Source organism: Kitasatospora sp. NPDC006697 (genome assembly GCF_042869935.1).
In the GTDB taxonomy this organism is placed as follows: Bacteria; Actinomycetota; Actinomycetes; order Streptomycetales; family Streptomycetaceae; genus Kitasatospora.
The window spans coordinates 43,364-69,420 of sequence record NZ_JBIAGU010000027.1; the positions used below are offsets into that span (position 1 = coordinate 43,364).

At 73.5% G+C, this 26,057-nt stretch carries 21 protein-coding genes; 18 read left to right on the top strand and 3 right to left on the bottom strand.

Annotated features, from left to right (window positions below; all coding sequences use genetic code 11):
* Window positions 1-48 precede the first annotated feature (48 nt).
* Window positions 49-1,170 carry a trypsin-like serine peptidase gene (locus tag ACFYNO_RS30105; protein ID WP_388019541.1) on the bottom strand — a complete coding sequence of 374 codons (1,122 nt, stop codon included), beginning with the start codon at window positions 1,168-1,170 and terminating at the stop codon, window positions 49-51.
* A gap of 248 nt (window positions 1,171-1,418) precedes the next feature.
* On the opposite strand from ACFYNO_RS30105, the gene ACFYNO_RS30110 reads away from it, so the two are divergent.
* Genes ACFYNO_RS30110 through ACFYNO_RS30130 form a run of 5 tightly spaced genes read left to right on the top strand, consistent with a single transcriptional unit; the run spans window position 1,419 to window position 9,022 of the window.
* Window positions 1,419-3,203: an IucA/IucC family protein gene (locus tag ACFYNO_RS30110; protein ID WP_388019544.1), complete on the top strand. Its 1,785-nt coding sequence runs from the start codon at window positions 1,419-1,421 to the stop codon at window positions 3,201-3,203.
* Window positions 3,200-3,724, top strand: coding sequence for a GNAT family N-acetyltransferase (locus tag ACFYNO_RS30115; protein ID WP_388019547.1), 525 nt, complete (start codon window positions 3,200-3,202; stop codon window positions 3,722-3,724). The genes ACFYNO_RS30110 and ACFYNO_RS30115 overlap by 4 nt, the downstream gene beginning before the upstream one ends.
* Window positions 3,721-5,091: a lysine N(6)-hydroxylase/L-ornithine N(5)-oxygenase family protein gene (locus ACFYNO_RS30120; protein ID WP_388019550.1), complete on the top strand. Its 1,371-nt coding sequence runs from the start codon at window positions 3,721-3,723 to the stop codon at window positions 5,089-5,091. Before ACFYNO_RS30115 ends, ACFYNO_RS30120 begins: the two co-directional genes overlap by 4 nt.
* Entirely contained in the window at window positions 5,069-6,901 is a 1,833-nt protein-coding gene (locus ACFYNO_RS30125) for an IucA/IucC family protein (protein WP_388019553.1), read from the top strand. Before ACFYNO_RS30120 ends, ACFYNO_RS30125 begins: the two co-directional genes overlap by 23 nt.
* Window positions 6,902-6,913: 12 nt before the next feature.
* On the top strand, window positions 6,914-9,022 hold the full coding sequence (locus ACFYNO_RS30130; RefSeq protein ID WP_388019556.1) for an ATP-dependent DNA helicase: 2,109 nt from the start codon (window positions 6,914-6,916) through the stop codon (window positions 9,020-9,022).
* A 64-nt stretch (window positions 9,023-9,086) separates the two neighbouring features.
* Here ACFYNO_RS30130 and lexA read toward each other — a convergent pair whose 3' ends face one another.
* The gene (gene lexA, locus ACFYNO_RS30135; protein WP_388019742.1) at window positions 9,087-9,749 is read right to left on the bottom strand and encodes a transcriptional repressor LexA; all 663 of its coding nucleotides are present in this window, start codon (window positions 9,747-9,749) and stop codon (window positions 9,087-9,089) included.
* A gap of 670 nt (window positions 9,750-10,419) precedes the next feature.
* Between lexA and nrdR the strand changes: the two genes are divergently transcribed.
* The 13 genes from nrdR to ACFYNO_RS30200 all read left to right on the top strand — a co-directional run bounded on the left by nrdR (window position 10,420) and on the right by ACFYNO_RS30200 (window position 25,125).
* Entirely contained in the window at window positions 10,420-10,926 is a 507-nt protein-coding gene (gene nrdR, locus ACFYNO_RS30140) for a transcriptional regulator NrdR (RefSeq protein WP_388019559.1), read from the top strand.
* Window positions 10,927-11,108: 182 nt separating this feature from the next.
* On the top strand, window positions 11,109-13,982 hold the full coding sequence (locus ACFYNO_RS30145) for a vitamin B12-dependent ribonucleotide reductase (RefSeq protein WP_388019562.1): 2,874 nt from the start codon (window positions 11,109-11,111) through the stop codon (window positions 13,980-13,982).
* 226 nt (window positions 13,983-14,208) lie between these two features.
* Window positions 14,209-15,840, top strand: a complete 1,632-nt coding sequence (locus tag ACFYNO_RS30150) for an ATP-binding protein (RefSeq protein ID WP_388019565.1) — start codon at window positions 14,209-14,211, stop codon at window positions 15,838-15,840.
* Window positions 15,837-16,271: a roadblock/LC7 domain-containing protein gene (locus tag ACFYNO_RS30155; protein WP_388019568.1), complete on the top strand. Its 435-nt coding sequence runs from the start codon at window positions 15,837-15,839 to the stop codon at window positions 16,269-16,271. Before ACFYNO_RS30150 ends, ACFYNO_RS30155 begins: the two co-directional genes overlap by 4 nt.
* The gene (locus tag ACFYNO_RS30160) at window positions 16,268-16,630 is read left to right on the top strand and encodes a DUF742 domain-containing protein (protein WP_388019571.1); all 363 of its coding nucleotides are present in this window, start codon (window positions 16,268-16,270) and stop codon (window positions 16,628-16,630) included. Before ACFYNO_RS30155 ends, ACFYNO_RS30160 begins: the two co-directional genes overlap by 4 nt.
* Window positions 16,611-17,225 (top strand): ATP/GTP-binding protein, encoded by a 615-nt coding sequence (locus ACFYNO_RS30165; RefSeq protein ID WP_388019574.1) that lies wholly within the window; start codon window positions 16,611-16,613, stop codon window positions 17,223-17,225. The genes ACFYNO_RS30160 and ACFYNO_RS30165 overlap by 20 nt, the downstream gene beginning before the upstream one ends.
* Window positions 17,222-18,481 carry a cytochrome P450 gene (locus ACFYNO_RS30170; RefSeq protein ID WP_388019577.1) on the top strand — a complete coding sequence of 420 codons (1,260 nt, stop codon included), beginning with the start codon at window positions 17,222-17,224 and terminating at the stop codon, window positions 18,479-18,481. Before ACFYNO_RS30165 ends, ACFYNO_RS30170 begins: the two co-directional genes overlap by 4 nt.
* Window positions 18,478-19,704, top strand: a complete 1,227-nt coding sequence (locus tag ACFYNO_RS30175; RefSeq protein ID WP_388019580.1) for a cytochrome P450 — start codon at window positions 18,478-18,480, stop codon at window positions 19,702-19,704. Before ACFYNO_RS30170 ends, ACFYNO_RS30175 begins: the two co-directional genes overlap by 4 nt.
* A 309-nt stretch (window positions 19,705-20,013) precedes the next feature.
* Window positions 20,014-21,405, top strand: a complete 1,392-nt coding sequence (locus ACFYNO_RS30180) for an ABC transporter substrate-binding protein (protein WP_388019583.1) — start codon at window positions 20,014-20,016, stop codon at window positions 21,403-21,405.
* A 9-nt stretch (window positions 21,406-21,414) separates the two neighbouring features.
* Window positions 21,415-22,458 (top strand): carbohydrate ABC transporter permease, encoded by a 1,044-nt coding sequence (locus ACFYNO_RS30185; RefSeq protein ID WP_388019586.1) that lies wholly within the window; start codon window positions 21,415-21,417, stop codon window positions 22,456-22,458.
* A complete protein-coding gene (locus tag ACFYNO_RS30190) occupies window positions 22,455-23,438 on the top strand; it encodes a carbohydrate ABC transporter permease (RefSeq protein WP_388019589.1) in 984 nt (327 codons plus the stop codon). The genes ACFYNO_RS30185 and ACFYNO_RS30190 overlap by 4 nt, the downstream gene beginning before the upstream one ends.
* 110 nt (window positions 23,439-23,548) lie before the next feature.
* Window positions 23,549-24,229 carry a ribonuclease HII gene (locus ACFYNO_RS30195; RefSeq protein ID WP_388019592.1) on the top strand — a complete coding sequence of 227 codons (681 nt, stop codon included), beginning with the start codon at window positions 23,549-23,551 and terminating at the stop codon, window positions 24,227-24,229.
* A gap of 512 nt (window positions 24,230-24,741) precedes the next feature.
* Complete coding sequence (locus ACFYNO_RS30200) at window positions 24,742-25,125, top strand: hypothetical protein (RefSeq protein WP_388019595.1); 384 nt, start codon at window positions 24,742-24,744, stop codon at window positions 25,123-25,125.
* A gap of 131 nt (window positions 25,126-25,256) precedes the next feature.
* Here the strand turns inward: ACFYNO_RS30200 and ACFYNO_RS30205 are convergent, their stop codons facing one another.
* On the bottom strand, window positions 25,257-25,943 hold the full coding sequence (locus ACFYNO_RS30205; RefSeq protein WP_388019598.1) for a hypothetical protein: 687 nt from the start codon (window positions 25,941-25,943) through the stop codon (window positions 25,257-25,259).
* Between the last annotated feature and the right edge of the window lie 114 nt (window positions 25,944-26,057).

The window sequence follows — 26,057 nt, forward strand, 5'->3', positions numbered from 1 at the left end:
GGTGGTTCCCCGTAGGTAGGACGGGTGCTGAAGCGGAGTCAGCGGGTGTCAGTTCTTCTTGGCGATGTAGTCGAGGGCGCCGGCCGCCACGTCGTCCAGGTACGGCCCGGCCAGCCAGGTGCTGTTCTCGGGGCCGATCGAGGTGTTGGAGACCAGCGCGGGCTTGCCGTCCTTGACGGCGAACCAGCCGCCGCCGCTGGAGCCGGCGGTCATGGTGCAGCCGATCACGTTCATCGGCGGGCGGCTGGAGTCGAAGGAGAGCCGGGACGGCTTGCCGCCCTCGCAGCGCTCCATCTCCATGCCGTCGAAGGGCTTGGCGGCGGGGTAGCCGACCGCGGTGATGCCCAGCTGGGCGCGCGGCGCGTTGAACCAGACCGGCACCGAGCCGCCGACCGTCTCCTCCAGCGACTTGCCGCCGCCGTCGTCGTTCTGCACCCGCAGGATCGCGAAGTCGTACTGGCTGGCCGCGTTGCCCTGCTCGCCGCCCTCCGCCTGCCACTGCGGCGAGGTGATCGCCTGGGTGGCGTCCCAGACGCCGAGCGGCGCGAACTGGCTGCGGTCCTTCGGCTTGGCGCCGTTGCTGACCGCGCCGGAGCTGTTGAAGGCCGGCACGAAGGCGATGTTGGTGTACTCCTTGCCGGTCTTGCCGCTGGTGAGGCAGTGGCCGGCGGTCCAGATCAGGTTGCTCTTGCCCGGGTGCTGCGGGTCCGAGATCACGGTGGCCGAGCAGACCGCGTGCTGGTTGTCGGAGATGTCGAAGAAGACCTTCCCGTCCACGCCGTACTGGGTGTACGGGTGGGCCATCGCCTTCGCCTGGACCGCGTTCGGCAGCGGGTCGTTGCCGTCGTCGGTGGGCTGCTGCGGTGGGGCGACCGGGTCCTTGGGCTTGGCCGAGAGCAGCTTCTCCAGGTCCCAGAAGCCCTTGGCGGCCTGGCTGAGCACGTGCTGCTTGGCCCAGTTGTCCCAGTCCGAGAACTTCCACTTCTTCAGCACGTCCAGGCCGGGCAGCCCGGCGGGCAGGCCGGGGACGCTCGCCGAGGCGGCGGCCGAGGTGCTGGGCGCGGCGCTCGGCGGCGGGTTCTTGACTTCGTCGGGACCACAGGCGGCGGCGGTGGCGGTGAGCAGGACCGCCCCGGCGGCAGCGGCCAGCATCCGGCCGGTACGTGACATCGGTGACATGCGTTCAGTTCCCCCATGAGATTTGCGTGTGAACAGGGAGTCTCCCATGCGCCAAGGACGGCCCTTCCGGGCGGCCAGTTGCGGCAGCTGACCGACAGTCATCGATCTGTGACCAGCACGGGCGCACCGCCCGGTGACCCGGGCGGCCGACGCTCGTTGGACCAACCGGATGCTCCCGGTTCGGTGCGCGCGGCCGAACCGCCGTCCCCCGCATCCCCTCCGCGCACCGAGGAGCAGCCTTGAGCACCGCCCTGACCGGAGCCCCGGCCACCGTCCCCCGACAGTTCGACCAGTCCGCCGAGACGGATCCGCTGCTGCACCAGGACCCGGCGGTCGCGGCCGAACAGGCCGCCCTGGAGGCACTGCTGCGCTGCTGGTGCCGCGAGCGCGCGGCCGAGCCGGACCCGGACGGGGTGCTGCGGGTCCCGCTGCTCGGCGGCGCCGCCCGGCTGCAGGCCGAGGTGCGGCACTGGTCGCCCTGCGGCTGGCACCGGTTCGGCCCCGTCACCCTGGTCGCGGCGGACGGGCCGAGCCCGCTGGACGCCGTCACCGCCGCCGCGCTGCTGGCCCGGGCCGCCGCCGCCCGGCCCGAGCAGGTCGCCGACCTGGCCGGCCGGGTGGCCGACTCGGTGACCCGCACCGCCGACCTGCTGCTGCACCGCCGCGAGCACCAGCGGCCCACCGTGCGCAGCGAGTTCCTCCGGGCCGAGCAGGCGCTGCTGCTCGGTCACCCGCTGCACCCCACCCCGAAGAGCCGGGACGGCCTCGGCCCGGCCCAGAGCGCCGCCTACTCGCCCGAGCTGCGCGGCAGCTTCGCGCTGCACTGGTACGCGGTGGACCGCGAGCTGCTGGCCGGCGATTCGGCGCTGCCCGGCGGCGCCGACCGGCTGACCGCCGAGCTGCTGGGCGCCCCGGAGCTGCTGCCGCCCGGCACCGCCGCGCTGCCGCTGCACCCCTGGCAGGCCCAGGAGCTGGCCCGCCGGCCGGAGGTCGCCGAGCTGCTGGACCGCGGACTGCTGCACGACCTGGGCCGGCACGGCCGCCCCTGGCACCCGACCAGCTCGGTGCGCACCGTCTTCCGGCCCGGCACGCCCTGGATGCTCAAGCTCTCGCTCGGCCTGCGGATCACCAACTCCCGCCGGGAGAACCTGCGCAAGGAGCTGCACCGGGGCGTCGAGGTGCACCGGCTGCTGGAGGCCGGGCTGGGCGCCGAGTGGCGGGCCGCGCACCCCGGCTTCGACATCGTCCGCGACCCGGCCTGGATCGGCGCGGATCTGCCCGGCTGGGACGGGGAGCGGGCCACCGGCCTGGACACCGTGCTGCGAATGCAGCCCTTCGCACCCGGCGAGCGGGCGCTCTGCGTGGCCGGCCTGGTCGCCGAGCGGCCGCTCGGCGAGCCGGCGCCCGCCGTGCCCTCCGAACTCGGCGACCTGCTGCGGGCGCTGGCCCGGCGGGAGGGCCGCCCGCTGCCCGAGCTGGCCGCCGACTGGTTCGGCCGCTACCTGCACGCCGTGGTGCTGCCGGTGCTCTGGCTGGACGGGCGGGCCGGGATCGCGCTGGAGGCGCACCAGCAGAACAGCCTGGTGCTGCTGGACGAGCGCGGCTGGCCGTGCGGCGGCCGGTTCCGGGACAACCAGGGCTACTACTTCCGTGCCTCGCACGCCGAGCGGCTGGAGCGGCGGCTGCCCGGGCTCGGCGCGGCCAGCGACACCTTCGTGACCGACCAGGTCGCCGACGAGCGGTTCGCCTACTACCTGGGGATCAACCACATCCTCGGCTTGATCGGCGGGTTCGGCTCGCAGCGGCTGGCCGGCGAGGAGGTGCTGCTGGCCGAGCTGCGCCGCTTCCTGGCCGGACCGGAGGCCGCCGCCACCGGCTCCGCGCTGCCCGGCCGGCTGCTCTCCGCGCCGCGGCTTCGGGCCAAGGCCAACCTGCTGACCCGGCTGCACGGGCTTGACGAGCTGGTCGGGCCGGTGGACACCCAGTCGGTCTACGTGGACATCGCCAACCCGGTGGCCGCGTGACGGCCACGGGGGACTTCCGGTTACGCCCGGTCGACGAGGGGGACCTGCCGCTGATCGCCCGCTGGATGAACGACCCGGCGGTGGCGGAGTTCTGGGAGCTGGCCGGCCCGGCCGAGCTGACCTGGCGGCACGTCCGCCCGCAGCTGGAGCCGGGCAGCCACAGCCGGCCGTACCTCGGCCTGCTGGACGGCGAGCCGGTCAGCTACTGGGAGGTCTACCGGGCGGACCGGGACCGGCTGGCCTCCTACTACCCGGCCCGGCCCGGCGACGTCGGCGTGCACCTGCTGCTCGGCCCGCCCGGGGCGCGCGGCCGCGGCCTGGGCGCGCTGCTGATCGACGCGGTGGCGGAGGAGCTGCTGGCGGAGCACAGCCGGGTGGTGGCCGAGCCGGACCTGCGCAACCACGCCAGCGTGCGGTCCTTCGAGCGCGCCGGGTTCCGCCGGGCCGGCGAGCTGGAGCTGCCCGAGAAGCGCGCGGTGCTGATGCTGCGCGACCGAGCGAGGACGAGGACGAACCGATGAACCGTCAGCAGGACCAGCCCTACGACCTGCTGGGGGTCGGCATCGGGCCGTTCAACCTCTCGCTGGCCGCGCTGGCCGACCGGGTGCCGGGGCTGACCGCGCTGTTCTGCGAGGCCCGGCCGGAGTTCCGCTGGCACCCCGGGATGCTGGTGGACGGGGCCAGGATGCAGGTGCCGTTTCTGGCCGACCTGGTCTCGCTGGTGGACCCGACCAACCCCTGGTCCTTCCTCAACTACCTGCGCTCCCAGGAGCGGCTCTTCCCGTTCTACTTCGCCGAGCGGTTCCAGCTGGCCCGCCGCGAGTACGACCACTACTGCCGGTGGGCCGCCGAGCGGCTGCCGAACTGCCGCTTCGGCACCGAGGTCACCGCCGTCCGGGCCGCCGCCGGCGGTTTCGAGGCCGTGCTGCGGGTGGCCGGGGTGGAGCGGACGGTGCGGGCCCGCAACCTGGTGCTCGGGGTCGGCACCGAGCCGTCCCGGCCGGCCGCCTTCGCCGCGCTGGAGGGACACCCGGCGGTCTTCCACTCCGGCGAGTACCTGCACCGGCGGGAGGCGCTGGCCGGGGCCCGGGACATCACCGTGGTCGGCTCCGGCCAGTCCGGCGCCGAGGTCTTCCTGGACCTGCTGCGGGCCCGCGGCCAGGACGGCACCCGGCTGCGCTGGCTGACCCGGACCAGGGCGCTGGCCCCGATGGAGTACTCCAAGCTCGGCCTGGAGCACTTCACCCCCGACTACACCCGGTACTTCCACGCGCTGCCCGAGGCGGTGCGCGACCGGCTGGTCGCCGAGCAGTGGCAGTTGCACAAGGCGGCCAGCGCGGAGACCCTGGCGGAGATCCACGACCTGCTCTACGAGCGGACCATCGGCCGCCCGATCGCCGCCGCGGACGCCGAGATCACCCCCGGCAGCGAGGTGACCGCCGCGCTGCCCGGCCCGTGCGGCGGCCTGGAGCTGCGCTGCCTGCACCGCGACTCGGGGGCCGGGCGGACCGTGCGCACCGACGCCGTGGTGCTGGCCACCGGCTACCGGGCCGGGCGGCCGGCGCTGCTGGAGCCGCTGGCCGAGCTGATCGACTGGGACGAGCAGGGCCGGTTCCGGGTCGACCTGGACCACCGGGTGGCCACCCTGCCCGCCGTCACCGGCGGCCTCTACGTGCAGAACGCCGAGCTGCACACCCACGGGGTCGGCACCCCCGACCTCGGGCTGGGCGCGCACCGCGCCGCGGTGATCCTCAACGCGCTCACCGGCCGGACGGTGCACCAGCTGCCGGCCCGGACCGCCTGGACCAGCTTCGCCCCGGCCGCCCTGCCCGCCCAGGGTCCCGTCCCCGCCAAGGAGGAGCACCATGTCCCATCCGCCGGCCGATGACCTGCTCACCGCGGACCGCTGGCAGCAGGCCTGCCGGGCCCTGCTGGCCAAGCTGATCGGCGAGTTCGCCTACGAGGAGCTGCTGCTGCCGGAGCCGGTGCCGGAGGGGTACCGGATCGCGCCGGCCGGCGGCGGGCCGGTCTTCCGGTTCGTCGCCCGGCGCGGGGCCTACGGCAGCTGGCAGGTCGAGCCCGGCTCGGTGCGCCGGGACGGCGAGCCGGCCGGGGACCCGTTCGAGTTCCTGCTGGCGATCCGTCACGAGCTCGGCCTGTCCGGGGACACCGCGGGCCACCTGGTCCGGGAGCTGACCGCGACCCTGCTGGCCGACGTGCGGCTGGCGGCCGGCGCGCTCACCGCCGCCGAGCTGGCCGAGCTGGACCACACCGCGCTGGAGGGCCACCAGGGCGGGCACCCGTGGATCGTGCTCAACAAGGGCCGGCTGGGCTTCTCGGCCTCCGACGCGGCCGCCTGGGCGCCGGAGGCCCGGCAGCTGCAGAGCCTGCGCTGGCTGGCGGTGCACCGCCAGCTGGCCGCCTACCGGGGCCTGGGCGGGCTGGCCGAGCCGGCGGCGCTCTACCGGGAGGAGCTGGACCCGGAGGTGCTGGCCGGCTACCGGCGGCTGCTCGCCGGCCGCGGCCTGGACCCGGACCGCTACCTGCTTCTGCCGGTGCACCCCTGGCAGTGGGACGAGACGGTGCTGCCGCTCTTCGCCCCCTGGGTGGCGGACGGCCGGATCGTGCTGCTGCCCGCCGACCGCGACCTGCGGCTGCCGCAGCAGTCGATCCGCTCCTTCTTCAACGTCACCACCCCGCTGCGGCGGACCGTCAAGCTGCCGCTCTCGGTGCTCAACACGCTGGTCTGGCGCGGCCTGCCGACCGAGCGGGCGCTGGCCGCGCCGGCCGTCACCGCCTGGATCCACGGGCTGCGCGACCGGGACCCGTTCCTGCGCGAGGAGTGCCGGGTGGTGCTGCTCGGCGAGGTCGCCTCGGTGGCGGTGCGGCACCCCTACTACGCCCGGCTGCCCGAGGCGCCGTACCAGTACAAGGAGCTGCTGGGGGCGATCTGGCGGGAGCCGCTGGGCGCCTGCCTGCAGCCGGGGGAGCGCGGGCGGACGCTGGCCGCGCTGCTGCAGACCGGCAGCGACGGGCGCAGCCTGGCCGAGGAGCTGATCGCCCGCTCCGGGCTGACCGCGCGGGACTGGACGGCCCGGCTGTTCGGGGTGATGCTGCCGCCGCTGCTGCACTTCCTCTACCGCTACGGCACGGTCTTCTCGCCGCACGGGGAGAACGCCATCCTGCTCTTCGACCGGCGGGACGTGCCGGTGCGGCTGGCGGTCAAGGACTTCGTGGACGACGTCAACATCAGCGACCAGGACCTGCCGGAGCTGCGCGGGCTCGACCCGGTGGTCTCCGGGGTGCTGCTGCGGGAGGGGCCGGCCGGGCTCTGCCAGTTCCTGCACGCCGGGCTGTTCATCGGCGTCTACCGGTTCCTGGCTCCCCTGCTGGAGCGCCGGTGCGGGCTGCCGGAGCCGGAGTTCTGGGCGCTGCTGCGGGCCGAGATCCTGCGGTACCAGGCCCGGTTCCCGGAGCTGGCCGACCGGTTCGAGCTGTTCGACCTGCTGGAGCCGCGGATCGCCCGGCTCTGTCTGAACCGCAACCGGCTGCTGCTGGACGGCTACCGGGACCGGCCGCAGCGCCCGCACGCGGCGGTGCACGGCTGGGTGGTGAACCCGCTGGCCGTGCCGGTGCCGACGGCGCACACCGAGCCGGTGCCCGGTCCGCGCGAAGGCGTTGTCAGTCCGGCGCCGTAGGGTGGGAGGGCCATGAGGAACGACTCCCCACCCCAGCTGCCGGCCGCCGACGACCCGGCCGCCGAGCCCGCCGCTCCCGCCGGACCGACCGCCGCCCGGATCCCCGATCTGCTGCACGCCGCGGTGACCGCGGTCGGCGGCGTCGAACGGCCCGGCCAGATCCGGATGGCCGAGGCCGTCGCCGAGGCGGTGGACAGCGCCGAGCACCTGCTGGTGCAGGCCGGCACCGGCACCGGCAAGTCACTGGCCTACCTGGTCCCGGCGCTCGCGCACGGCGACCGGGTGGTGGTCGCCACCGCCACCCTGGCGCTGCAACGTCAGCTGGTGGAGCGGGACTTGCCGCGCACCGTGGAGGCCCTGCACCCGGCGCTGCGGCGCCGCCCGCTGTTCGCCATGCTCAAGGGCCGCTCCAACTACCTCTGCCTGCACCGGGCGCACGAGGGCGCGCCGAGCGAGGAGGGGGAGGGGCTGATCCCGCTCGCCGAGATCGCCGGGCCGAGCGGCAAGCTCGGCGAGGACGTGCTGCGGCTGCGCGAGTGGGCGGACGAGACCGAGACCGGGGACCGGGACGACCTGACCCCGGGTGTCTCGGACAAGGCCTGGGCGCAGGTCTCGGTCTCCTCCCGGGAGTGCCTGGGCGCCACCCGCTGCCCGTACGGCCAGGAGTGCTTCGCCGAGCGGGCCCGGGAGCGGGCCAAGCTGGCCGACGTGGTGGTGACCAACCACGCCTTGCTGGCGATCGACGCGATCGAGGGCGCGCCGGTGCTGCCCGAGCACGAGCTGCTGATCGTGGACGAGGCGCACGAACTGGTGAACCGGGTGACCGGTGCGGCCACCGCGGAGCTGACCGTCGGCGCGGTCAACCGGGCGGTCAAGCGGGCCGCCCGGCTGGCCAACGAGAAGGCGGTGGACGCGCTGCAGGCCGCCGCCGAGAGCTTCCACGGCCTGATGGAGACCGCCCAGCCGGGCAAGGTCGACGAGCTGCCCGAGTACCTGGGCTACGCCGTGGCGGCGATCCGGGACGCCAGCCGGCTGGTGATCACCTCGCTCGGCGAGACCCGGGACAAGGGCCTCTCCGACGAGGACGCGGTGCGCAAGCAGGCGATGGCCTCGGCCGAGACGCTGCACGACACCACCGAGCGGCTGCTCTCCGAGTCGCCCTACGACGTGGTGTGGATCGAGCGCAACGACCGCTACGGGCTGGTGCCGGCCTCGCTGCGGGTGGCGCCGATGAGCGTCTCCGGGCTGCTGCGGGAGAACCTGTACAAGGAGCGCTCGGTGGTGCTGACCTCGGCCACCCTCAAGCTGGGCGGGGACTTCACCGGGGTGGCCGGCTCGGTGGGCCTGCCGGCCGAGGGCCGGCTGCCGGACCAGCGCTCGGCGGCCGAGCCGGCCCGCTCGCAGAGCGAGGAGGCGCCGCCGGCCTGGCGCGCGCTGGACGTCGGCTCGCCGTTCAGCTACCCCAAGCAGGGCATCCTCTACGTGGCCAAGCACCTGCCCGCGCCCGGCCGGGAGCCGGACCGGCCGCAGATGCTGGACGAGCTGGCGGAGCTGATCGAGGCGGCCGGCGGGCGCACCCTGGGGCTGTTCTCCTCGATGCGGGCCGCCCAGACGGCGGCCGAGAAGCTGCGCGAGCGGCTGGACCTGCCGATCCTGCTGCAGGGCGAGGACACTCTTGGCGAGCTGATCCGGAACTTCGCCGCGGACGCGGAGACCTGCCTGTTCGGCACCCTCTCGCTCTGGCAGGGCGTGGACGTGCCCGGCTCCTCCTGCCAGCTGGTGGTGATGGACCGGATCCCGTTCCCACGCCCGGACGACCCGCTGATGAGCGCCCGGCAGAAGGCGGTCGAGGAGGCCGGCGGGAACGGCTTCATGGCGGTGGCGGCGACCCACGCGGCGCTGCTGATGGCGCAGGGCGCGGGCCGGCTGGTCCGGGCGGCCGAGGACCGCGGGGTGGTGGCGGTGCTGGATCCGCGGCTGGCCACCGCCCGCTACGGGGGCTTCTTCCGGTCCTCGATGCCGGACTTCTGGTACACCACCGACCGCAACCAGGTGCGCCGCTCGCTGGCCGCCATCGCGCAGGGCGCGCCGCCGATCCGGCCGGTGGCCAAGCGGGGCTGAGGGCTCCTCGGGGAACGCCGACGGCCCGTCGAGGGAGTTCGACGGGCCGTCAACCGGAGATCGGTCAGAGCCGGCGGAGGACTGCGACAACCTTCCCCAGGATGGTCGCGTTGTCGCCGGGGATGGGCTCGTAGGCCGGGTTGTGCGGCATCAGCCAGATCCGGCCGTCCTCGCGCTTGAGGCGCTTGACGGTGGCCTCGCCGTCGATCATCGCGGCCACGATGTCGCCGTTCTCGGCCACCGGCTGGCGGCGGACGGTGACCCAGTCGCCGTCACAGATGGCGGCCTCGATCATCGAGTCGCCGCGCACGGTGAGCGCGAAGAGCTCGCCCTCGCCGACCAGCTGACGGGGGAGCGGGAAGACGTCCTCGACGGTCTGCTCGGCCAGGATCGGACCGCCGGCGGCGATCCGGCCGACCAGCGGCACGTAGGAGGTGGAGGGGCGGCCGGCGGCCTCGGCGGTGTTCGGCCGGGTCACCTCGACGCCGCGCACCTCGTAGGCCCGGGGGCGGTGCGGGTCGCGGCGCAGGAAGCCCTTGCGCTCCAAGGCCATCAGCTGGTGCGCCACCGAGGAGGTGGAGGAGAGGCCGACGGCCTGGCCGATCTCGCGCATGCTCGGCGGGTAGCCGCGGCGCTGCACCGAATCGCGGATCACGTCGATCACCCGGCGCTGGCGCTCGGTCAGACCGGCCTCGTCGGTGCGGATCCCGGGCGGGCGGCCGGGCATCGAACGGACCGTGCCGTTCGGCAGGCCGAGCGGCACGTCCTGCACCGAGGCGTGCTCGACCGGCTGGTCCTGCAGGAAGTTCGGCGCGCCGCCGGGACGGGGGCTGTCGCTGCGGTCCATGCTGCTGCGGTCCTCCTGAACCGGGATGCCGCGGCTGTCGGCAACGGTGCTCTGGAGAGCGGTGGGACTGGTGCTGCTGGTCTGTACGGTGCTCACGGCGGCCCCTCTCGACGGGCGGTTCTCCCTGCTTGCCCAGCCCAACGGCAGCACCTATCGAAAGGTTGCGCCAAACACACGTTCGAGTGAATCATTGAGGATTTGGCGGACTCGATCAAGGCTTTGGGTGTATGTGTGCTCGCTTAAATGTTCGATCGAGCCGATTCTAACCCGCCCCGCCGGAGCGGTCCGGCGGGTGGCCGAAAAGACCCCCGCGACTGACCAGCACCGATTGCCGGGGGTGATTCCGACGCTACCGCGCAGGGCGTGGAGGGCTCGTGGAACCTGGCGTGTTGAGTGGTGCATCCACCTAGATCTAGTGGTTGGATAGCTGCTCGTGGCCCACAGGTTGTGGTCCCCGTCAGTTGATCTTGAACGGGTGCCTTAGACTGTTGGCTGCTCACCCGGCTCAGCCCGCCCCACCGAGGAATGCCCCCAGGAAGGGAGTCCCGTCGTGCACTGCCCCTTCTGCCGGCACTCCGACAGCCGCGTGGTCGACAGCCGCACCACCGACGACGGCAGTGCGATCCGCCGCCGTCGGCAGTGCCCCGACTGCGGCCGGCGGTTCACCACGGTGGAGACGGCGGCGCTGATGGTGATCAAGCGGAGCGGGGTGACCGAGCCGTTCAGCCGGGAGAAGGTGATCTCCGGAGTCCGCAAGGCCTGTCAGGGCCGACCGGTCACCGAGGACGCGCTCGCGCTGCTCGGCCAGCGGGTCGAGGAGTGCCTCCGGGGCAGCGGAAGCGGTGAGCTGTCCACCCATGACGTGGGGCTGGCCATACTGGGCCCGCTGAAGGAGCTGGACGTGGTCGCGTACCTGCGCTTCGCGTCGGTCTACCAGGCCTACGACGGTCTCGCGGACTTCGAGGCCGCGATCACCGAACTGCGCGGCGCCGAGCAGGCCGCCGCCACCCAGGACGCGGACGGCTCCGCCGTGCCCGTGCCCGCCGCGACGCCCTAGGCGGCGCCGCCCCGCGCTTTCCGCCGGGTTCCGGCATGCCCGGAAACGGTGCGCAAACCCACACACACGGTGCGAACCGGTCGGCGTCCCCGGCCTGCCCGCCCACCAGGAGAAGCGAAGCAGCACGACCCCAGAGGCGACAATTGGGGTGTACGGGCGCATTGCGTCCAGGAGGAGGAGAAGTGACAGACACCACGAGCGGCAGCGCACGCGGGTCGAAGTCCGACAAGGCGCTCAAGGGCGGCAAGGCCGCCAAGGGCGGTCTGCGGATCGAGCGCATCTACACCACCCCCGGGGTGCACCCCTACGACCAGGTCGCCTGGGAGCGGCGCGACGTCGTCATGACCAACTGGCGCGACGGCTCGATCAACTTCGAGCAGCGCGGCGTCGAGTTCCCCGACTTCTGGTCGGTGAACGCGGTCAACATCGTCACCAGCAAGTACTTCCGCGGCGCCGTCGGGACCCCGCAGCGCGAGTGGAGCCTCAAGCAGATCATCGACCGGGTGGTGCTCACCTACCGCGCCGCCGGTGAGAAGAACGGGTACTTCGCCTCGCCCGCCGACGCCGAGGTCTTCGAGCACGAGCTGACCCACGCCCTCCTCCACCAGGTGTTCAGCTTCAACTCGCCGGTCTGGTTCAACGTCGGCACCAAGCAGCCGCAGCAGGTCAGCGCCTGCTTCATCCTGGCCGTGGACGACTCCATGGAGTCGATCCTGGACTGGTACAAGGAAGAGGGGATGATCTTCAAGGGCGGCTCCGGCGCAGGCCTGAACCTCTCCCGGATCCGCTCCTCCAAGGAACTGCTCTCCTCCGGCGGCAACGCCTCCGGCCCGGTCTCCTTCATGCGCGGCGCGGACGCCTCGGCCGGCACCATCAAGTCCGGCGGCGCCACCCGCCGGGCCGCCAAGATGGTCGTGCTGGACGTGGACCACCCCGACGTCGAGGCCTTCATCGAGACCAAGGTGAAGGAGGAGGAGAAGATCCGCGCGCTGCGCGACGCGGGCTTCGACATGGACCTGGGCGGGGACGACATCACCTCGGTCCAGTACCAGAACGCCAACAACTCGGTCCGGGTCTCCGACGAGTTCATGACGGCGGTGGAGAACGGCACCGAGTTCGGCCTGCGGGCCCGGATGACCGGCGAGGTCATCGAGACCGTGGACGCCAAGAAGCTGTTCCGCAAGATGGCCGAGGCGGCCTGGGCCTGCGCCGACCCGGGCATCCAGTACGACTCGGTGATCAACCACTGGCACACCTGCCCCGAGTCGGGCCGGATCAACGCCTCCAACCCCTGCTCCGAGTACATGCACCTGGACAACTCCAGCTGCAACCTCGCCTCGCTCAACCTGATGAAGTTCCTCCGCGACGACGATTCCTTCGACGCCGAGAGCTTCGCCAAGGTGGTCGAGCTGGTCATCACCGCGATGGACATCTCGATCTGCTTTGCCGACTTCCCGACCGAGAAGATCGGCGAGACCACCCGGGCCTACCGCCAGCTCGGCATCGGCTACGCCAACCTCGGCGCCCTGCTGATGGCCACCGGCCACGCCTACGACTCGGACGGCGGCCGCGCGCTGGCCGGCGCGATCACCTCGCTGATGACCGGCACCGCCTACCGCCGCGGCGCCGAGCTGGCCGGCGTGGTCGGCGCGTACGACGGCTACGCCCGCAACGCCGCCCCGCACCAGCGGGTGATGAAGCAGCACGCGGACGCCTCCCGCGCCGCCGTGGCGCTGGACGAGCTGGACGCCCCGGTCTGGGCCGCGGCCAACGAGGCCTGGCAGGACGTGCTGCGGCTCGGCGCGCAGAACGGTTTCCGCAACGCCCAGGCCTCGGTGCTCGCCCCGACCGGCACCATCGGCCTGATGATGGACTGCGACACCACCGGCGTCGAGCCCGACCTCGCCCTGGTCAAGTTCAAGAAGCTGGTCGGCGGCGGCTCGATGCAGATCGTCAACAACACCGTGCCGCGCGCCCTCAAGCGCCTGGGCTACCACGGCGAGGCGATCGAGGCGATCGTGGCGCACATCGCCGAGCACGGCAACGTGCTGGACGCGCCCACCCTGAAGCCGGAGCACTACGAGGTCTTCGACTGCGCGATGGGCGAGCGCTCGATCTCGCCGATGGGCCACGTGCGGATGATGGCGGCGATCCAGCCCTGGATCTCCGGCGCGATCTCCAAGACCGTCAACATGCCGGAGGACGCCACGGTCGAGGAGGTCGAGGAGATCTACTTCGAGGCCTGGAAGCTCGGCGTCAAGGCGCTGGCGATCTACCGCGACAACTGCAAGGTCGGCCAGCCGCTCTCGGCCAAGAAGAAGACCGAGGAGCCGAAGGCCGCCGTGGCCGAGCCGGCCGCGCCGGCCGCGGTGGAGAAGGTGGTCGAGTACCGCCCGGTCCGCAAGCGCCTGCCCAAGGGCCGGCCCGGCATCACCACCTCCTTCACGGTGGGCGGCGCCGAGGGCTACATGACCGCCAACTCCTACCCGGACGACGGCCTCGGCGAGGTCTTCCTGAAGATGTCCAAGCAGGGCTCGACCCTGGCGGGCATGATGGACGCCTTCTCGATCGCCGTCTCGGTCGGCCTGCAGTACGGCGTGCCGCTGGAGACCTACGTCTCGAAGTTCACCAACATGCGCTTCGAGCCGGCCGGTCTGACCGACGACCCGGACGTGCGGATGGCGCAGTCGATCGTCGACTACATCTTCCGCCGCCTGGCGCTGGACTTCCTGCCCTTCGAGACCCGGTCCGCGCTCGGCATCCACTCGGTGGAGGAGCGCCAGCGGCACCTGGACACCGGCTCCTACGAGCCGCTGGAGGAGGAGCTGGACGTCGAGGGCCTGGCCCAGTCGGCGCCGGTCAGCGAGCCGGCCGCCGCCGCGCCGGCCCTTCCGGCCCCGGCCGCCAAGGCCCCGCACAACTCCACCGAACTGCTGGAGATCCAGCTCGGGCTGAACGCGGACGCGCCGCTCTGCTTCTCCTGCGGCACCAAGATGCGCCGCGCGGGCAGCTGTTACCTCTGCGAGGGCTGCGGCTCGACCAGCGGCTGCAGCTGACCGGTCCCGGCCGATCCGCAGGGGCGGCGCCACCACGCACGGTGGCGCCGCCCCTGCGGCGTGTGCGGAAGCGGTCCATTTGTCAGACGTCACGTCAACTGGCCGTTTGAGTGGCTTATCTGAATCGATATGATCTGTTGACTGCGTGAACTGATCAGGTAGCTCCCGGCTTCGGGGGGCCGGTGCGCTGTCGCCTGCCCGCCCTGACGCCCGCCGAGGAAACCCGATGACCGCACGCCCCCGCCTGACCGGCAGACCGGCCCTGCTGCTCGCCGCCCTGGCGGCGGTGCTGGCCGCCGCCGCTGCCGTGGCCATCGCCACCGCCGCGGCGCCGCCGACCGAGCGCGGCACCGTGGGGCTCTGGTCCGCCGTCGCCGCCGCGGCCTGGTGCGCCGCCGTGGCCGCCGCGCTGGCACAGCGCCGCCGGGCCCGCCGCCTCGCCGCCGAACTCGCCACCGCCCGGACCAAGGGCGAAGCCGCGCTGGCCGCCGTGCTGCGCGCCGAGACCGCCACCGCGGACGCCGCCGCCGAGGCGCAGGCCGCCCGGGCCCGGGCCGGTGCCTTCCGCACCGAGGCCGAATCCGCCCGCGCCGAGACCCTGGCCGCCCGGGCCGAGGCAGTCGAGGCCCGGGCCGAGGCCGCCGCCGCCCGGGCCGCCGCCGACGACGAGCGGGACGAGCTGGCCCGCCTCGCCGAGCACACCATCCCCGAGGTGGTCCGCCGGCTGCGGGCCGGCGCCTCGGTGGAGACCGTGCTGGTCGACCACCGGCAGACCGCGCACGAGGAGCTGCTGGCCCTGCTCGCCCGCGAGGTGGCGCACGGCGAGCGGCAGCGGGCCGCCGCGCTGGCGGTCTGCGCGACCGCCGCGGGCCGGGTCCAGGCGCTGGCCACCAGCATGCACGCCGAGCTGCGCGAGATGGAGCACCGGCACGACGAGGCGGTGCTCGGCGACCTGCTCCGGCTGGACCACGGCACCGCGCAGGTCGGCCGGATGGCCGACGGCATCGCGCTGCTCACCGGTGCCCGCAGCGGCCGCCGGTGGACCAGGCCGATCCCGATGGAGAGCGTGCTGCGCGGCGCGCTCGGCCGGATCGGCGCCTACCAGCGGGTCCGGCTGCACTCCGCCAGCACCGCCGCCGTGGCCGGCTACGCGGCCGAGGGCGTGATGCACGCGCTGGCCGAGCTGATGGACAACGCCACCAACTTCTCGGCCCCGCCGGCCGAGGTGCACGTCTACGTGGAGGAACTGCACACCGGACTGGCGATCACCGTGGAGGACGGCGGGCTGGGGCTCTCCGAGCTCTGGCAGCGCCGGGCCGAGCAGGCCGTCTCCGGCGAGCCGCTGGACCTGACCACGCTCTCCACCGGCACCCGACTGGGCTTCGCGGTGGTCGGCGCGCTGGCCCGCAAGCACGGGCTGTCGATCTCCTTCCGGCCGTCCTCGCGCGGCGGCACCGGCGTGGTGGTGCTGGTCCCGGCCCAGCTGATCACCCATCAGGACCCGGCCGAGCCCGAGCCCGCCGCCGTCCCCTCCGCGCAGGCCGCCGACCTGCCCGCCGCGCAGCCCGCCGTGCTGCCGGCCGCCGTGCCCGCCGTGCCCGCCGCGGGCGCCGCCGCCGCGGCCGTGCCCGCCGCCGTCGCGGAGCCGCCCGCCGACGACCTGCCGCGGCGCCGGCGCGGCCAGACCCTCGCCACCGCCGGACGCCCGGCCCCCGCCCCCACCGCCGCGGTCGCGGCCGAGCGCCGCCGGCCGAACGCCGCCCGGTTCGGCGCCTTCCGCCAGGCCGTGCAGGGCGCCCGGCTCCCGGTGGCCACCCCCGCACCCACCGCCGACCTCCCGGAGGACGACCCTCGATGAGCAGCACCACCGACCGTGACCTCGACTGGCTGCTGGAGAACCTGCTGGCCGGCACGCCCGACTCCCGGCACGCCCTGGTGCTCTCCGCGGACGGACTCAAGCTCTGCCACAGCGCCGGCCTGAGCGAGGACCAGGCCGACCAGCTCGCCGCCATCGCCTCCGGCATCCAGAGCCTGTCGCACGGCGCCTCGATCGAGTTCGGCGACGGCACCGGCGGGGTGCGCCAGTCGATGACCGAGTTCCACGGCGGCATCCTGTGCATCGTCGAGGCCGGACAGGGCGCGCACCTGGCCGTGGTCACCGAGGAGAGCGCCGACGTGGGCCTGGTCGGCCACAACATGCACGGCATGGTCGAGCAGCTGGGCGAACTGCTGACCGCCCCGCCGCGGGAGGACGACACCGCCGAGGACGACACCGCCGCGGACGCATGAGCCGCCGCCCGCTGCCCGGCCCGGACGACAGCCCGGACCGGCTCTACACGGTGACCGGCGGGCGCAGCCAGGCCGCCACCGACGCCTTCGACACCGTCACCCTGATCGTCGCGGAGAGCGGGCCGGTGCCCGGCATGCAGTCCGAACACGCCCGGATCCTGCGGATCTGCGCCCACCCGACCGCCGTGGTCGAGCTGGCCGCCGACCTCGGGCTGCCGGTCAGCGTGGTGAAGATCCTGCTCGGCGACCTGCTGGAGAGCGGCCGGATCACCGCCCGCCACCCCCGGTTCGCGCACGCCGGCCGGCTGCCCGACCTCGACACCCTGAAGCAGGTACTGCATGGACTCCAACGGCTCTGACGCCGCCCCGGCCCGGCCGCCGCTGCGCAGCACCGCGGAGAACGCCAGCAAGATCGTCGTGGTCGGCGGCTTCGGCGTGGGCAAGACCACCCTGGTCGGCGCGGTCAGCGAGATCCGTCCGCTGACCACCGAGGAGCTGATGACCCAGGCCGGCGTGGGGGTCGACGACCCGTCGGCGGTGGCCGGCAAGCGGGCCACCACGGTCGCCTTCGACTTCGGCCGGATCACGCTCTCCGACCGCAACGTGCTCTACCTGTTCGGCGCGCCCGGCCAGGAGCGGTTCTGGTTCCTCTGGGACCGGCTGTTCAGCGGGGCGCTCGGCGCGGTGGTGCTGGTGGATCCCCGCCGGCTGGCCGAGTCCTTCCACGCGATCGACCGGCTGGAGCAGCACGGGATGCCGTTCGTGGTCGCCCGGAACAACTTCGAGCCGCCCCGGCACACCCTGGACCAGGTGCGCCAGGCGCTCGACCTGGCGCCGGAGGTGCCGCTGGTCGACTGCGACGCGCGGGAGAAGGAGTCCGGCAAGCAGGTGCTGATCACCCTGGTCCGCCACCTGGCCGGGCTGGCCGAAGCTGATGTGGAGGACCCCTCGTGACCGAACCGGCGACCACCCCGCCCCCGGGCTGCCCGGCGCACCGCGGCGCGGTGCCGCTGTACGGGCCGCGCTTCCAGACCGACCCCGGCCAGGTCTACCGCGAGATGCGGGCCGAGCACGGGCCGGTGGCCCCGGTCGAGCTGCCCGGCGGGGTGCTGGCCTGGCTGGTGATCGGCTACCGCGAGCTGCAGCTGGTGACCGGCCAGCCCAAGCTGTTCGGGCGGGACTCCAGCCGCTGGCACGCCTGGCCGTCGATCCCGGCGGACTGGCCGCTGCGGCCGATGATGGCGCCGGTGCCGTCGCTGCTCTACACCGAGGGCGGTGAGCACCAGCGCCGGGCCGGGGCGGTGGCCGACGCGCTGGCCGGGATCGACCCCTACGAGCTGAAGACCCAGAGCGAGCGGGTCGCCGACCGGCTGATCGACGAGTTCGCCGGGCGCGGCGAGGCCGACCTGGTGGCCGAGTTCGCCCACCGGATGCCGCTGCTGGTGCTCTGCTGGGCGCTCGGGCTGGACTCGGTCCAGGTTCCGGTGCTGATCCAGGGCCTGCTGGACATGCTGGACGGCGGGGCCGACGCGCAGCAGGGCGCGGCGACGCTGCTGGCCGTGATGGCCGAGCTGGTGGAGGCCAAGCGGGCCCGGCCCGGCGCCGACCTCACCTCCCGGCTGCTGGTGCACCCGGCCGGGCTCTCCGACGACGAGGTGATCCGCGACCTGCGGGTGCTGCTGATCGCCGGGCACCAGCCGACCGCCTACTGGATCGCCAGCGCGCTGCGGCTGATGCTGACCGACGACCGTTTCGCCGCCTCGCTCTCCGGCGGACGGCGCAGCGTGGCCCAGGCGCTCACCGAGGCGCTCTGGGAGGACACCCCGACGCAGAACTTCGCCGGCCGCTGGGCGGTCCGGGACACCCAGCTGGCCGGGCAGCGGATCGCCGCCGGCGACCTGGTGCTGCTCGGCTTCGCCGGGGCCAACGGCGATCCGGCGGTCCGGCAGGCGGACGGCTCGCCGCCCGAGGGCAACCGGGCCCACCTGAGCTTCTCGCACGGCGAGCACCGCTGCCCGTTCCCGGCTCAGGAGGCGGCGGAGGTGATCGCCGGCACCGCGATCGAGGTGCTGCTGGACCGGCTGCCCGACCTGGGCCTGGCGGTGGCCGAGCACGCGCTGGTCTGGCGGCCTTCGCCATGGGTGCGGGCGCTGGTCTCGCTGCCGGTGGGCTTCACCCCGGCCACCAACACAGGAGGAGCGTTCGGATGACCGACCAGGCTGTCGTGGAGCCGGTGGAGCTGGACCCGTTCGCCCGGGACAGCGCCGCCGAGGGGGCGCTGCTGCGGGCGGCCGGACCGGTGGTGCCGGTGCTGCTGCCGGGCGGGGTGCCGGCCTGGGCGGTCACCCGGCACGCCGAGGCCAAGGCGCTGCTGACCGACCAGCGGCTGGTGAAGGACGCCCGGCACTGGGGCGCCTTCCAGCGCGGCGAGGTGCCGAAGAGCTGGCCGCTGATCGGGCTGGCGGTGCCCGGGCCGAGCATGGTCACCACCGACGGCGAGGAGCACCGGCGGCTGCGCGCGCTGGTGGCGCAGGCCTTCACCCCGCGGCGGGTAGAGCTGATGCGGCCGCGGATCGAGCTGATCACCGGTCAGCTGCTGGACGGTCTGGCCGCGGGCGGGCCGGAGGTGGACCTGAAGTCGGCCTTCGCCTTCCCGCTGCCGATGTCGGTGATCGGCTCGCTGCTCGGCCTGGACCCGGCCGACCACGGGCGGGTCCGCGAGCTGTACGAGCGGTTCTTCAGCAGCGTGCCCGACCCGGCCGGCATCCAGGCGACCATCGCGGAGCTGAACGCCCTGGTCGACGGCCTGGTCCGGCAGCGCCGGGCGGAGCCGGGGGAGGACCTGGCCAGCGCGCTGCTGGCGGCCGACCTTCCGGACGGCGCGGCGCCGCTGAGCGACCAGGAGGCGGCCGCCACGCTGCGGGTGATCATCGCGGCCGGGCACGAGACCACGGTCAACCTGATCACCAACGCGGTGCGGGCGCTGCTCGGGCACCCGGACCAGCTGGAGCTGGTCCGCAGCGGGCGGGTGGCCTGGTCCGCGGTGGTCGAGGAGTCGCTGCGCTGGACTCCGCCGACCAGCAACTTCCTCTTCCGGTTCAGCACCGAGCCGATCGAGGTGGGCGCGGTGGTGGTGCCGGCCGGCGAGCCGGTGCTGGTCTCGTACAACGCGATCGGTCGGGACCCGCTGCAGCACGGGGTGACGGCGGAGCTGTTCGACATCACCCGGGAGCCGGCCCGGCACCTGTCCTTCGGGCACGGTCCGCACGTCTGCCCCGGCTCGCCGCTGGCCCGGCTGGAGGCGGAGGTGGCGCTGCCCGCGCTGTTCGAGCGGTTCCCCGGGCTGGCGCTGGCGGTACCGGACGGGGAGCTGCGGCCGACCGCCTCGCTGGTGGTCAACAGCCTGCGGGAGCTGCCGGTCCGGCTGCACTAGTTGATCCACTCCTGGTCGGCGGAGCAGCTTCCGCTTTCGACCTCTGAAACGAAGGCCGGTCGGTTTCCGGCCGACTCTGCGGCGTGCGGGGCCGTTCCAAGGCCTCGCACGCCGGTGCGTTTCCTGCGGCGGATGAGGATGTCTCCCGGGTCAACCAGGGCAGATATCCCCGGTCCGGTCCCTTGGCGGCGAATGATCAGTGCGTTAACGTCAACGCACCAGTAACCGAGTTCCCCAATCCACCCAGTCGTTCAGCGCCGCGCCATGCGTTCGTTCCTTTCCGTTCGTTCCAGGCCGCAGGAGAACGTGATGAACCTCAGTGTGAGTAGCAGGCTCCGCCGACAACTGTTCGTTGCACCGGCGGTGCTGGGCCTGGCCCTGGCGGCCGCCTGCTCCAACAACTCCAGCGGCGGCGGCGGTGGTGGCGGGGGCGGCACCGGCTCGGCCTCGCCGCTGGCCGGCGCCTGCGCGCCGTTCCAGCCGTACGCCGGGCACGCGGGGACCACGGTGACCATGTTCGCCTCGATCACCAGCCCCGAGTCCGACTCGCTGGAGAAGTCCTGGAAGCAGTTCAGCGACTGCACCGGGATCAAGATCTCCTACGAGGGCTCCAACGACTTCGAGTCCCAGCTGCCGGTCCGGGTCAGCGGCGGCAACGCGCCCGACCTGGCGATCATCCCGCAGCCGGGCCTGCTGGCCCAGATGGTCAAGACCGGCCACGTGAAGCGGCCGTCCGCCACCACCGAGGCCAACGAGGCCAAGTGGAGCCCGGTCTGGAAGACCTACGGCTCGGTCGACGGCGTCTTCTACGCGGCCCCGATGAGCGCCAACATGAAGTCGCTGGTCTGGTACTCGCCCAAGGCCTTCCAGCAGGCCGGCTACCAGGTGCCGAAGACCTGGGCCGACCTGATGACGCTCAGCGACACCATCGCCAAGTCCGGCGCGAACGGCGGCAAGCCCTGGTGCGGCGGGCTGGGCTCCGGCACCGCGACCGGCTGGCCGGCCACCGACTGGCTGGAGGAGGTGGTGCTCGGCGCCCAGGGCGGTGACGTCTACGACCAGTGGGTCAGCCACAAGATCAAGTTCAGCGACCCGCAGGTCACCCAGGCGATGCAGACCGTGGCCGGCTGGATGCAGAACCCGGCCTGGGTCAACGGCGGCTTCGGCGACGTGAAGTCCATCGCCACCACCACCTTCCAGGACGCCGGCAGCCCGATCCTCAAGGGCAAGTGCTGGATGCTCCAGCAGGCCTCCTTCTACGAGGCGCAGTGGCCGGCCGGCACCAAGGTCGGCCCGGACGGCGACGTCTTCGCCTTCCACCTGCCCGCGGTCAACCCGGCGATCTCCAACCCGGTGGAGGGTGGCGGCGAGTTCGTCACCGCGTTCGCCAACCGGCCCGAGGTGCAGGCGGTGCAGGACTACCTCTCCACCGCGGACTGGGCCAGCTCCCGGGTCAAGGTCGCGTCCGGCTGGGTCTCGGCCAACCAGGGCGTGGACAAGAGCCTCTACACCGACCCGATCGACCAGCTCTCGGCCGCCGAGCTCACCGACCCGGCGGCGACCTTCCGGTTCGACGCCTCGGACCTGATGCCGGCCGCGGTCGGCTCCGGGCAGGAGTGGAAGTCGCTGACCGCCTGGTTCGCCGAGGGGCAGTCGATCCAGAAGACCGCGCGCGACATCGACTCGGCCTGGCCGCAGTAGGAGCTCCGGATGCTGTTCACGGGCTTGGCGCCGGCCGCACCGGCCGGCGCCCGCGCGACCTCGGTCCTGCTGGCTTCGGGCTGGGACGACGCCGGGGTCAAACTGGCCAACACCGTGGGAGCGGCGGCCGGCTTCCTGGGCGTGCTGCTGCTGGTCTTCTACGCGGCCGGGCGGGCCACCGGGCGGTTCGGGCGCCGGCTCGCCATGGTGGTCTTCCTCGGGCCGACGGTCCTGTTGCTGCTGGTCGGGCTGGTGCTGCCGCTGCTGCGGACGATCTACCTCAGCCTGCGCAACGCCGACAGCAGCCGGTTCATCGGCACCGACAACTACAGTTGGGCGTTCGGCAGCGACACCATCCACCAGGTGCTGGTCACCACCCTGCTCTGGCTGCTGGTGGTGCCGCTGGCCGCCACCGGGCTCGGCCTGGTGCTGGCGCTGCTGGTGGACCGGATGCGCGGGCAGTCGGTCTACAAGTCGCTCTTCTTCATGCCGATGGCGATCTCGCTGGTCGGCGCGAGCATCATCTGGAAGTTCGTCTATGACTCGCGCCAGGCCGGCCAGTCGCAGGTCGGCCTGCTCACCCAGACCGCGATCTGGTTCGGCTGGAAGAACCCGCCGAACTGGATCCTCTCCCAGCCGCTGAACACCTTCCTGCTGATGGTGGTGATGGTCTGGGTGCAGACCGGGTTCGCCATGGTGGTGCTCTCGGCGGCGATCAAGGCGATCCCGGACGAGATCACCGAGGCCGCCCGGCTGGACGGGGCGACCGGGCTGAAGCTGTTCTGGCACGTCACGGTGCCGATGATCCGCACCACCCTGGTGGTGGTGCTGACCACGGTGCTGCTGATCACGCTGAAGGCCTTCGACATCGTGCGCACCATGACCGGCGGCAACTTCGGCACCCAGGTGCTGGCGAACGAGATGTACTCGCAGTCCTTCACCGGGTTCAACTTCGGCCGGGGGAGCGCGCTCGCGGTGCTGCTCTTCGTCGCGGTGCTGCCGCTGGTCGCCTACAACATCGTCCAGTTGCGGAAGGAGCGTGGCCACCGATGAGCAGTCCGATCACCGACGCGGTCCCGGACGACGGCCCGTCCCCGCGGAGCGCGCTCCCGGACCGGCCGCCGGCGCCGGCGGTGCGGGCGGTCCGCCGGTCGTTCAGCAGCCCGCTCGCCTCGCTGCTGGTGATCGTGCTGACCGTGCTCTGGACCCTGCCGACGCTGGGGCTGCTGGTCACCTCGCTGCGGCCCAAGCAGGACGTGGCCGACACCGGGTGGTGGACCGTCCTCAGCCACCCCGGGTTCACCCTCGACAACTACCACTCGGTCCTTTTCGAGGGTGGGTTCGGGGTCAGCGGCGGGCTGATGCCGTACCTGGTGAACTCGCTGGCGATCGCGATCCCGGCCACCCTCTTCCCGCTGGCGCTGGCCGCGATGGCGGCGTACGCGCTGGCCTGGGTGAAGTTCCGGGGGAGCGACACGCTCTTCTTCGTGATCTTCGCGCTGCAGGTGGTGCCGCTGCAGATGGCGCTGATCCCGCTGCTGCGGCTGTTCTCGCAGGGCGCGCACCTGGGCTCGGTCACCATCGTGCCGGCTCTCAACCTCCGGGACACCTACGCGCCGGTCTGGCTCGCGCACACCATGTTCGCGCTGCCGCTGGCGGTGTTCCTGCTGCACAACTTCATCTCCCAGCTGCCCAGCGACCTGATGGAGGCGGCGGTGGTGGACGGGGCCTCGCACTTCCGGATCTTCCGGTCGATCGTGCTGCCGCTCTGCACGCCCGCGCTCGCCTCGTTCGCGATCTTCCAGTTCCTCTGGGTCTGGAACGACCTGCTGGTGGCGCTGACCTTCGCCGGCGGCACCCCGGAGGTGGCGCCGATGACGGTCCGGCTGGCGCAGCTCTCCGGCAACTTCGGCGGGCACTGGGAACTGCTCACCGCCGGGGCGTTCATCTCGATGATCGTGCCGCTGATGGTCTTCTTCGCGCTGCAGCGGTACTTCGTCCGGGGGCTGCTGGCGGGGTCGGTCAAGGGCTGAACCGGTCCGCGCGGTACGGGGGCGCGGTGCGGCGGTCGTAGGGTGGAGGGCGCGGGAGCCGGTTCGGCACCCGCGCCCTCCACCCGCGTTCCCGGAACGGACCCGTCGCCATGCCCTACCAGCCGCCCACCCACAGCGTGGAGCGCTCGCTCCGCCGAGCCGGTGCCGGCGTGGTGGTCGGGCTCGACGAGGTCGGGCGGGGCGCCTGGGCCGGGCCGGTCACGGTCGGCGCCGCGGTCACCGGGCTGCGCAAGGCGCCGGAGGGGCTGACCGACTCCAAGCTGCTCACCCCCCGCCGCCGGGAGCAGCTGGCGCCGGTGCTGGCCGGCTGGGTGACCGCCTCGGCGATCGGCCAGGCCTCGGCGCAGGAGTGTGACGACCTCGGCATGACGGCGGCGCTGCGACTGGCCGCGGTGCGGGCCCTGGAGGCGCTGCCGGTGGAGCCGGACGCGGTGATCCTGGACGGCAAGCACGACTACCTGGGCGGGCCGTGGCGGGTCCGCACGGTGATCAAGGGCGACCAGAGCTGCGTCTGCGTGGCGGCGGCCTCCGTGCTGGCGAAGGTCCACCGCGACGCGCTGATGGCCGAGTTGGCGCCGCGGTACCCGGAGTTCGGGTTCGCGGAGAACGCGGGCTACCCCTCGCCGGTGCACCGCGCGGCGCTGGAGGAGCACGGGCCGACCGGCCTGCACCGGCTCTCCTGGGCCTACATGGACGCGCTGCCGCGCTGGCGCCACCTCAAGCGCAGCAGGGAAGCCGAGGGCGACGAACAGCTCACGCTCGGCTTCTGACTGGTCATCAGGAGTGGTCGCGGCAGCACGTTCCGCTGATCGGGTCGGTGCCGGGCGGCCCAATAGGTGGGGCGCCCGTGCGCATCCGACCGGCATTTGATAGATATCCGGGTATGCCTGTCTTCCCCGAGGAGCCGGAGATTCACGAGAGCATCCCGGGCCACGGCGTTCCCTTCCCCCGCGAGTCGGACGCAGAAGCCCCCAGCACGCCTGCCGCGCGCAAGGCGTCCCCTTCCGCAAGCCCTTCCCGTGCACCGGTTGCCGGTGCGCAGTCCACCGCCAGGCCGGGTGCTGCTCGTCCCGCGACGGGGGCCGCCCCGGTCCCCGGGCCGCGGCCGGGCCCGCGTCCGGCGGCGGCCAGGCCGGGGCCCGCGAAGCCCGGTCCGGCCACGGCGACTCCGGCGAAGGCCGGTGCCGCCGAGCCCGCTCCGCGCGCTGCGCAGATCCCCAAGCCCGGTCCGCGGCCCGCCCCGCCGGCTCCGGCCGCTCCGGCCGGTCCGACGGTGCAGCTGGTGCCGGCTGACCCGGAGTCGGCGCTCGAGCGGGCCGACGAGGCGGTGGACCTGCTGCTGGAGTCCGGGCACGAGCCGGGCGCGATCCTGGTGCTGACCGCTGACCGGCCGCACCCGTGGCAGCAGCACGAGCTGTCCTTCGGCGCCGACCGGTACTGGGCGCAACTGGCCGAGGGCACCGACGTGTTCTACGCCGACGTGGCGCTCACCCGGCCGGCCCGGCGCGAGGTGGTCGTGCTGGTGCTGGACACGGCCGACCCCGGCCGCGCGGTCCTGGCGGTGGAGAAGGCGCGCACGCACGCCGGCTCGCTGCTGGTGGTCTGCGGTCCCACCACCCGGCTGCCCGAGGTGCCGGCGGCGGCAGGGCAGGCGGTTCCGGCCTGAGGGCTGGGCCGGGGCCGGGGTCCTGAGGTGCCCGGGCGGTTCATCCGTTCACGGGTGCCTGCTTCGGCCTGCCCGGAGGGCCGTCGTGGCCGTCCGTCGGGCCTGGCGCGGGCGCGCGGCGGGTGCGGCCGTCAGTTCGCTGCCCGGTGGGCCGATGTGGCGCGGGCTGCGACCGGGGTCCAGGGGCCGACGGGTGCGGCCGTCCGGCTGCCGCCGGCGGGTCTGGCGGTGCCGGCGGCTCCGGCGGCGGCCGGGTGGCCGATCTCCGGTGTCCGGCGCGGGAGTTCGGAGACCGTGTGGAGCGGGCGCTCGGCCCAGGAACCGGAGTGCGGGGTGCGTCCGCAGCGCCCCTCGCCGAGCACCTGCCAGCCGCTCGGGGTCAGCGCGATGTAGGCGCCGCACCGCAGGCCGTGCAGCGAGGCCGCGTCCCGCAGCGCCCACAGCCAGGGGCCGTCCGGCTCGGACCAGCCAGGCTCCCCGTCGCGGCAGTGCAGGAGGACGGCGGTCCGGCGCGGTGCCGCGAGTCTCAGGTCGTGCGGCGTGACCCGGCGCAGCTGGGTCAGCAGGGCGTTCCGGTGGTGCCAGCCGTCCGTCACGTGCGGGCGCGCGGTGACCGAGGCCGAGGCGACCACCCGCTGGTCGTGGTCGAGTACCGCGATCACGCTGGTTCCCGGCTGCGGGAGGTGACGCTGGTGCAGCTCGGTGACCAGGTCACGCGGGTCGCCGAGCAGCGGCACCCCCGCGTTCGCCCAGCCCTCCAGGTCGATGCTCCGACCCGTGGCGGAGGAGAGCCGACCGCGGTCGATGCCGTCGAGCATGGTCCTCCTTCCAGGCCCGCGTCGCGCGCGGGCGCGTGCGTACGCCGAAGTCAGGCCCCGGGGGCCGGCTTGTGGGTACGCTGCAATTCTCACGGCAGATGGGGCGTGCGGCAA

Coding starts and splice junctions, on each gene's coding strand:
- ACFYNO_RS30165 (WP_388019574.1), top strand. CDS start 16,611: ATGGACTCCAACGGCTCTGACGCCGCCCCGGCCCGGCCGCCGCTGCGC.
- lexA (WP_388019742.1), bottom strand. CDS start 9,749: ATGCCCGGCCGCCCGCCCGGGATCCGCACCGACGAGGCCGGTCTGACC.
- ACFYNO_RS30155 (WP_388019568.1), top strand. CDS start 15,837: ATGAGCAGCACCACCGACCGTGACCTCGACTGGCTGCTGGAGAACCTG.
- ACFYNO_RS30125 (WP_388019553.1), top strand. CDS start 5,069: ATGTCCCATCCGCCGGCCGATGACCTGCTCACCGCGGACCGCTGGCAG.
- ACFYNO_RS30105 (WP_388019541.1), bottom strand. CDS start 1,170: ATGTCACGTACCGGCCGGATGCTGGCCGCTGCCGCCGGGGCGGTCCTG.
- ACFYNO_RS30175 (WP_388019580.1), top strand. CDS start 18,478: ATGACCGACCAGGCTGTCGTGGAGCCGGTGGAGCTGGACCCGTTCGCC.
- ACFYNO_RS30120 (WP_388019550.1), top strand. CDS start 3,721: ATGAACCGTCAGCAGGACCAGCCCTACGACCTGCTGGGGGTCGGCATC.
- ACFYNO_RS30185 (WP_388019586.1), top strand. CDS start 21,415: ATGCTGTTCACGGGCTTGGCGCCGGCCGCACCGGCCGGCGCCCGCGCG.
- ACFYNO_RS30180 (WP_388019583.1), top strand. CDS start 20,014: ATGAACCTCAGTGTGAGTAGCAGGCTCCGCCGACAACTGTTCGTTGCA.
- ACFYNO_RS30195 (WP_388019592.1), top strand. CDS start 23,549: ATGCCCTACCAGCCGCCCACCCACAGCGTGGAGCGCTCGCTCCGCCGA.
- ACFYNO_RS30130 (WP_388019556.1), top strand. CDS start 6,914: ATGAGGAACGACTCCCCACCCCAGCTGCCGGCCGCCGACGACCCGGCC.
- ACFYNO_RS30150 (WP_388019565.1), top strand. CDS start 14,209: ATGACCGCACGCCCCCGCCTGACCGGCAGACCGGCCCTGCTGCTCGCC.
- ACFYNO_RS30205 (WP_388019598.1), bottom strand. CDS start 25,943: ATGCTCGACGGCATCGACCGCGGTCGGCTCTCCTCCGCCACGGGTCGG.
- ACFYNO_RS30190 (WP_388019589.1), top strand. CDS start 22,455: ATGAGCAGTCCGATCACCGACGCGGTCCCGGACGACGGCCCGTCCCCG.
- ACFYNO_RS30160 (WP_388019571.1), top strand. CDS start 16,268: ATGAGCCGCCGCCCGCTGCCCGGCCCGGACGACAGCCCGGACCGGCTC.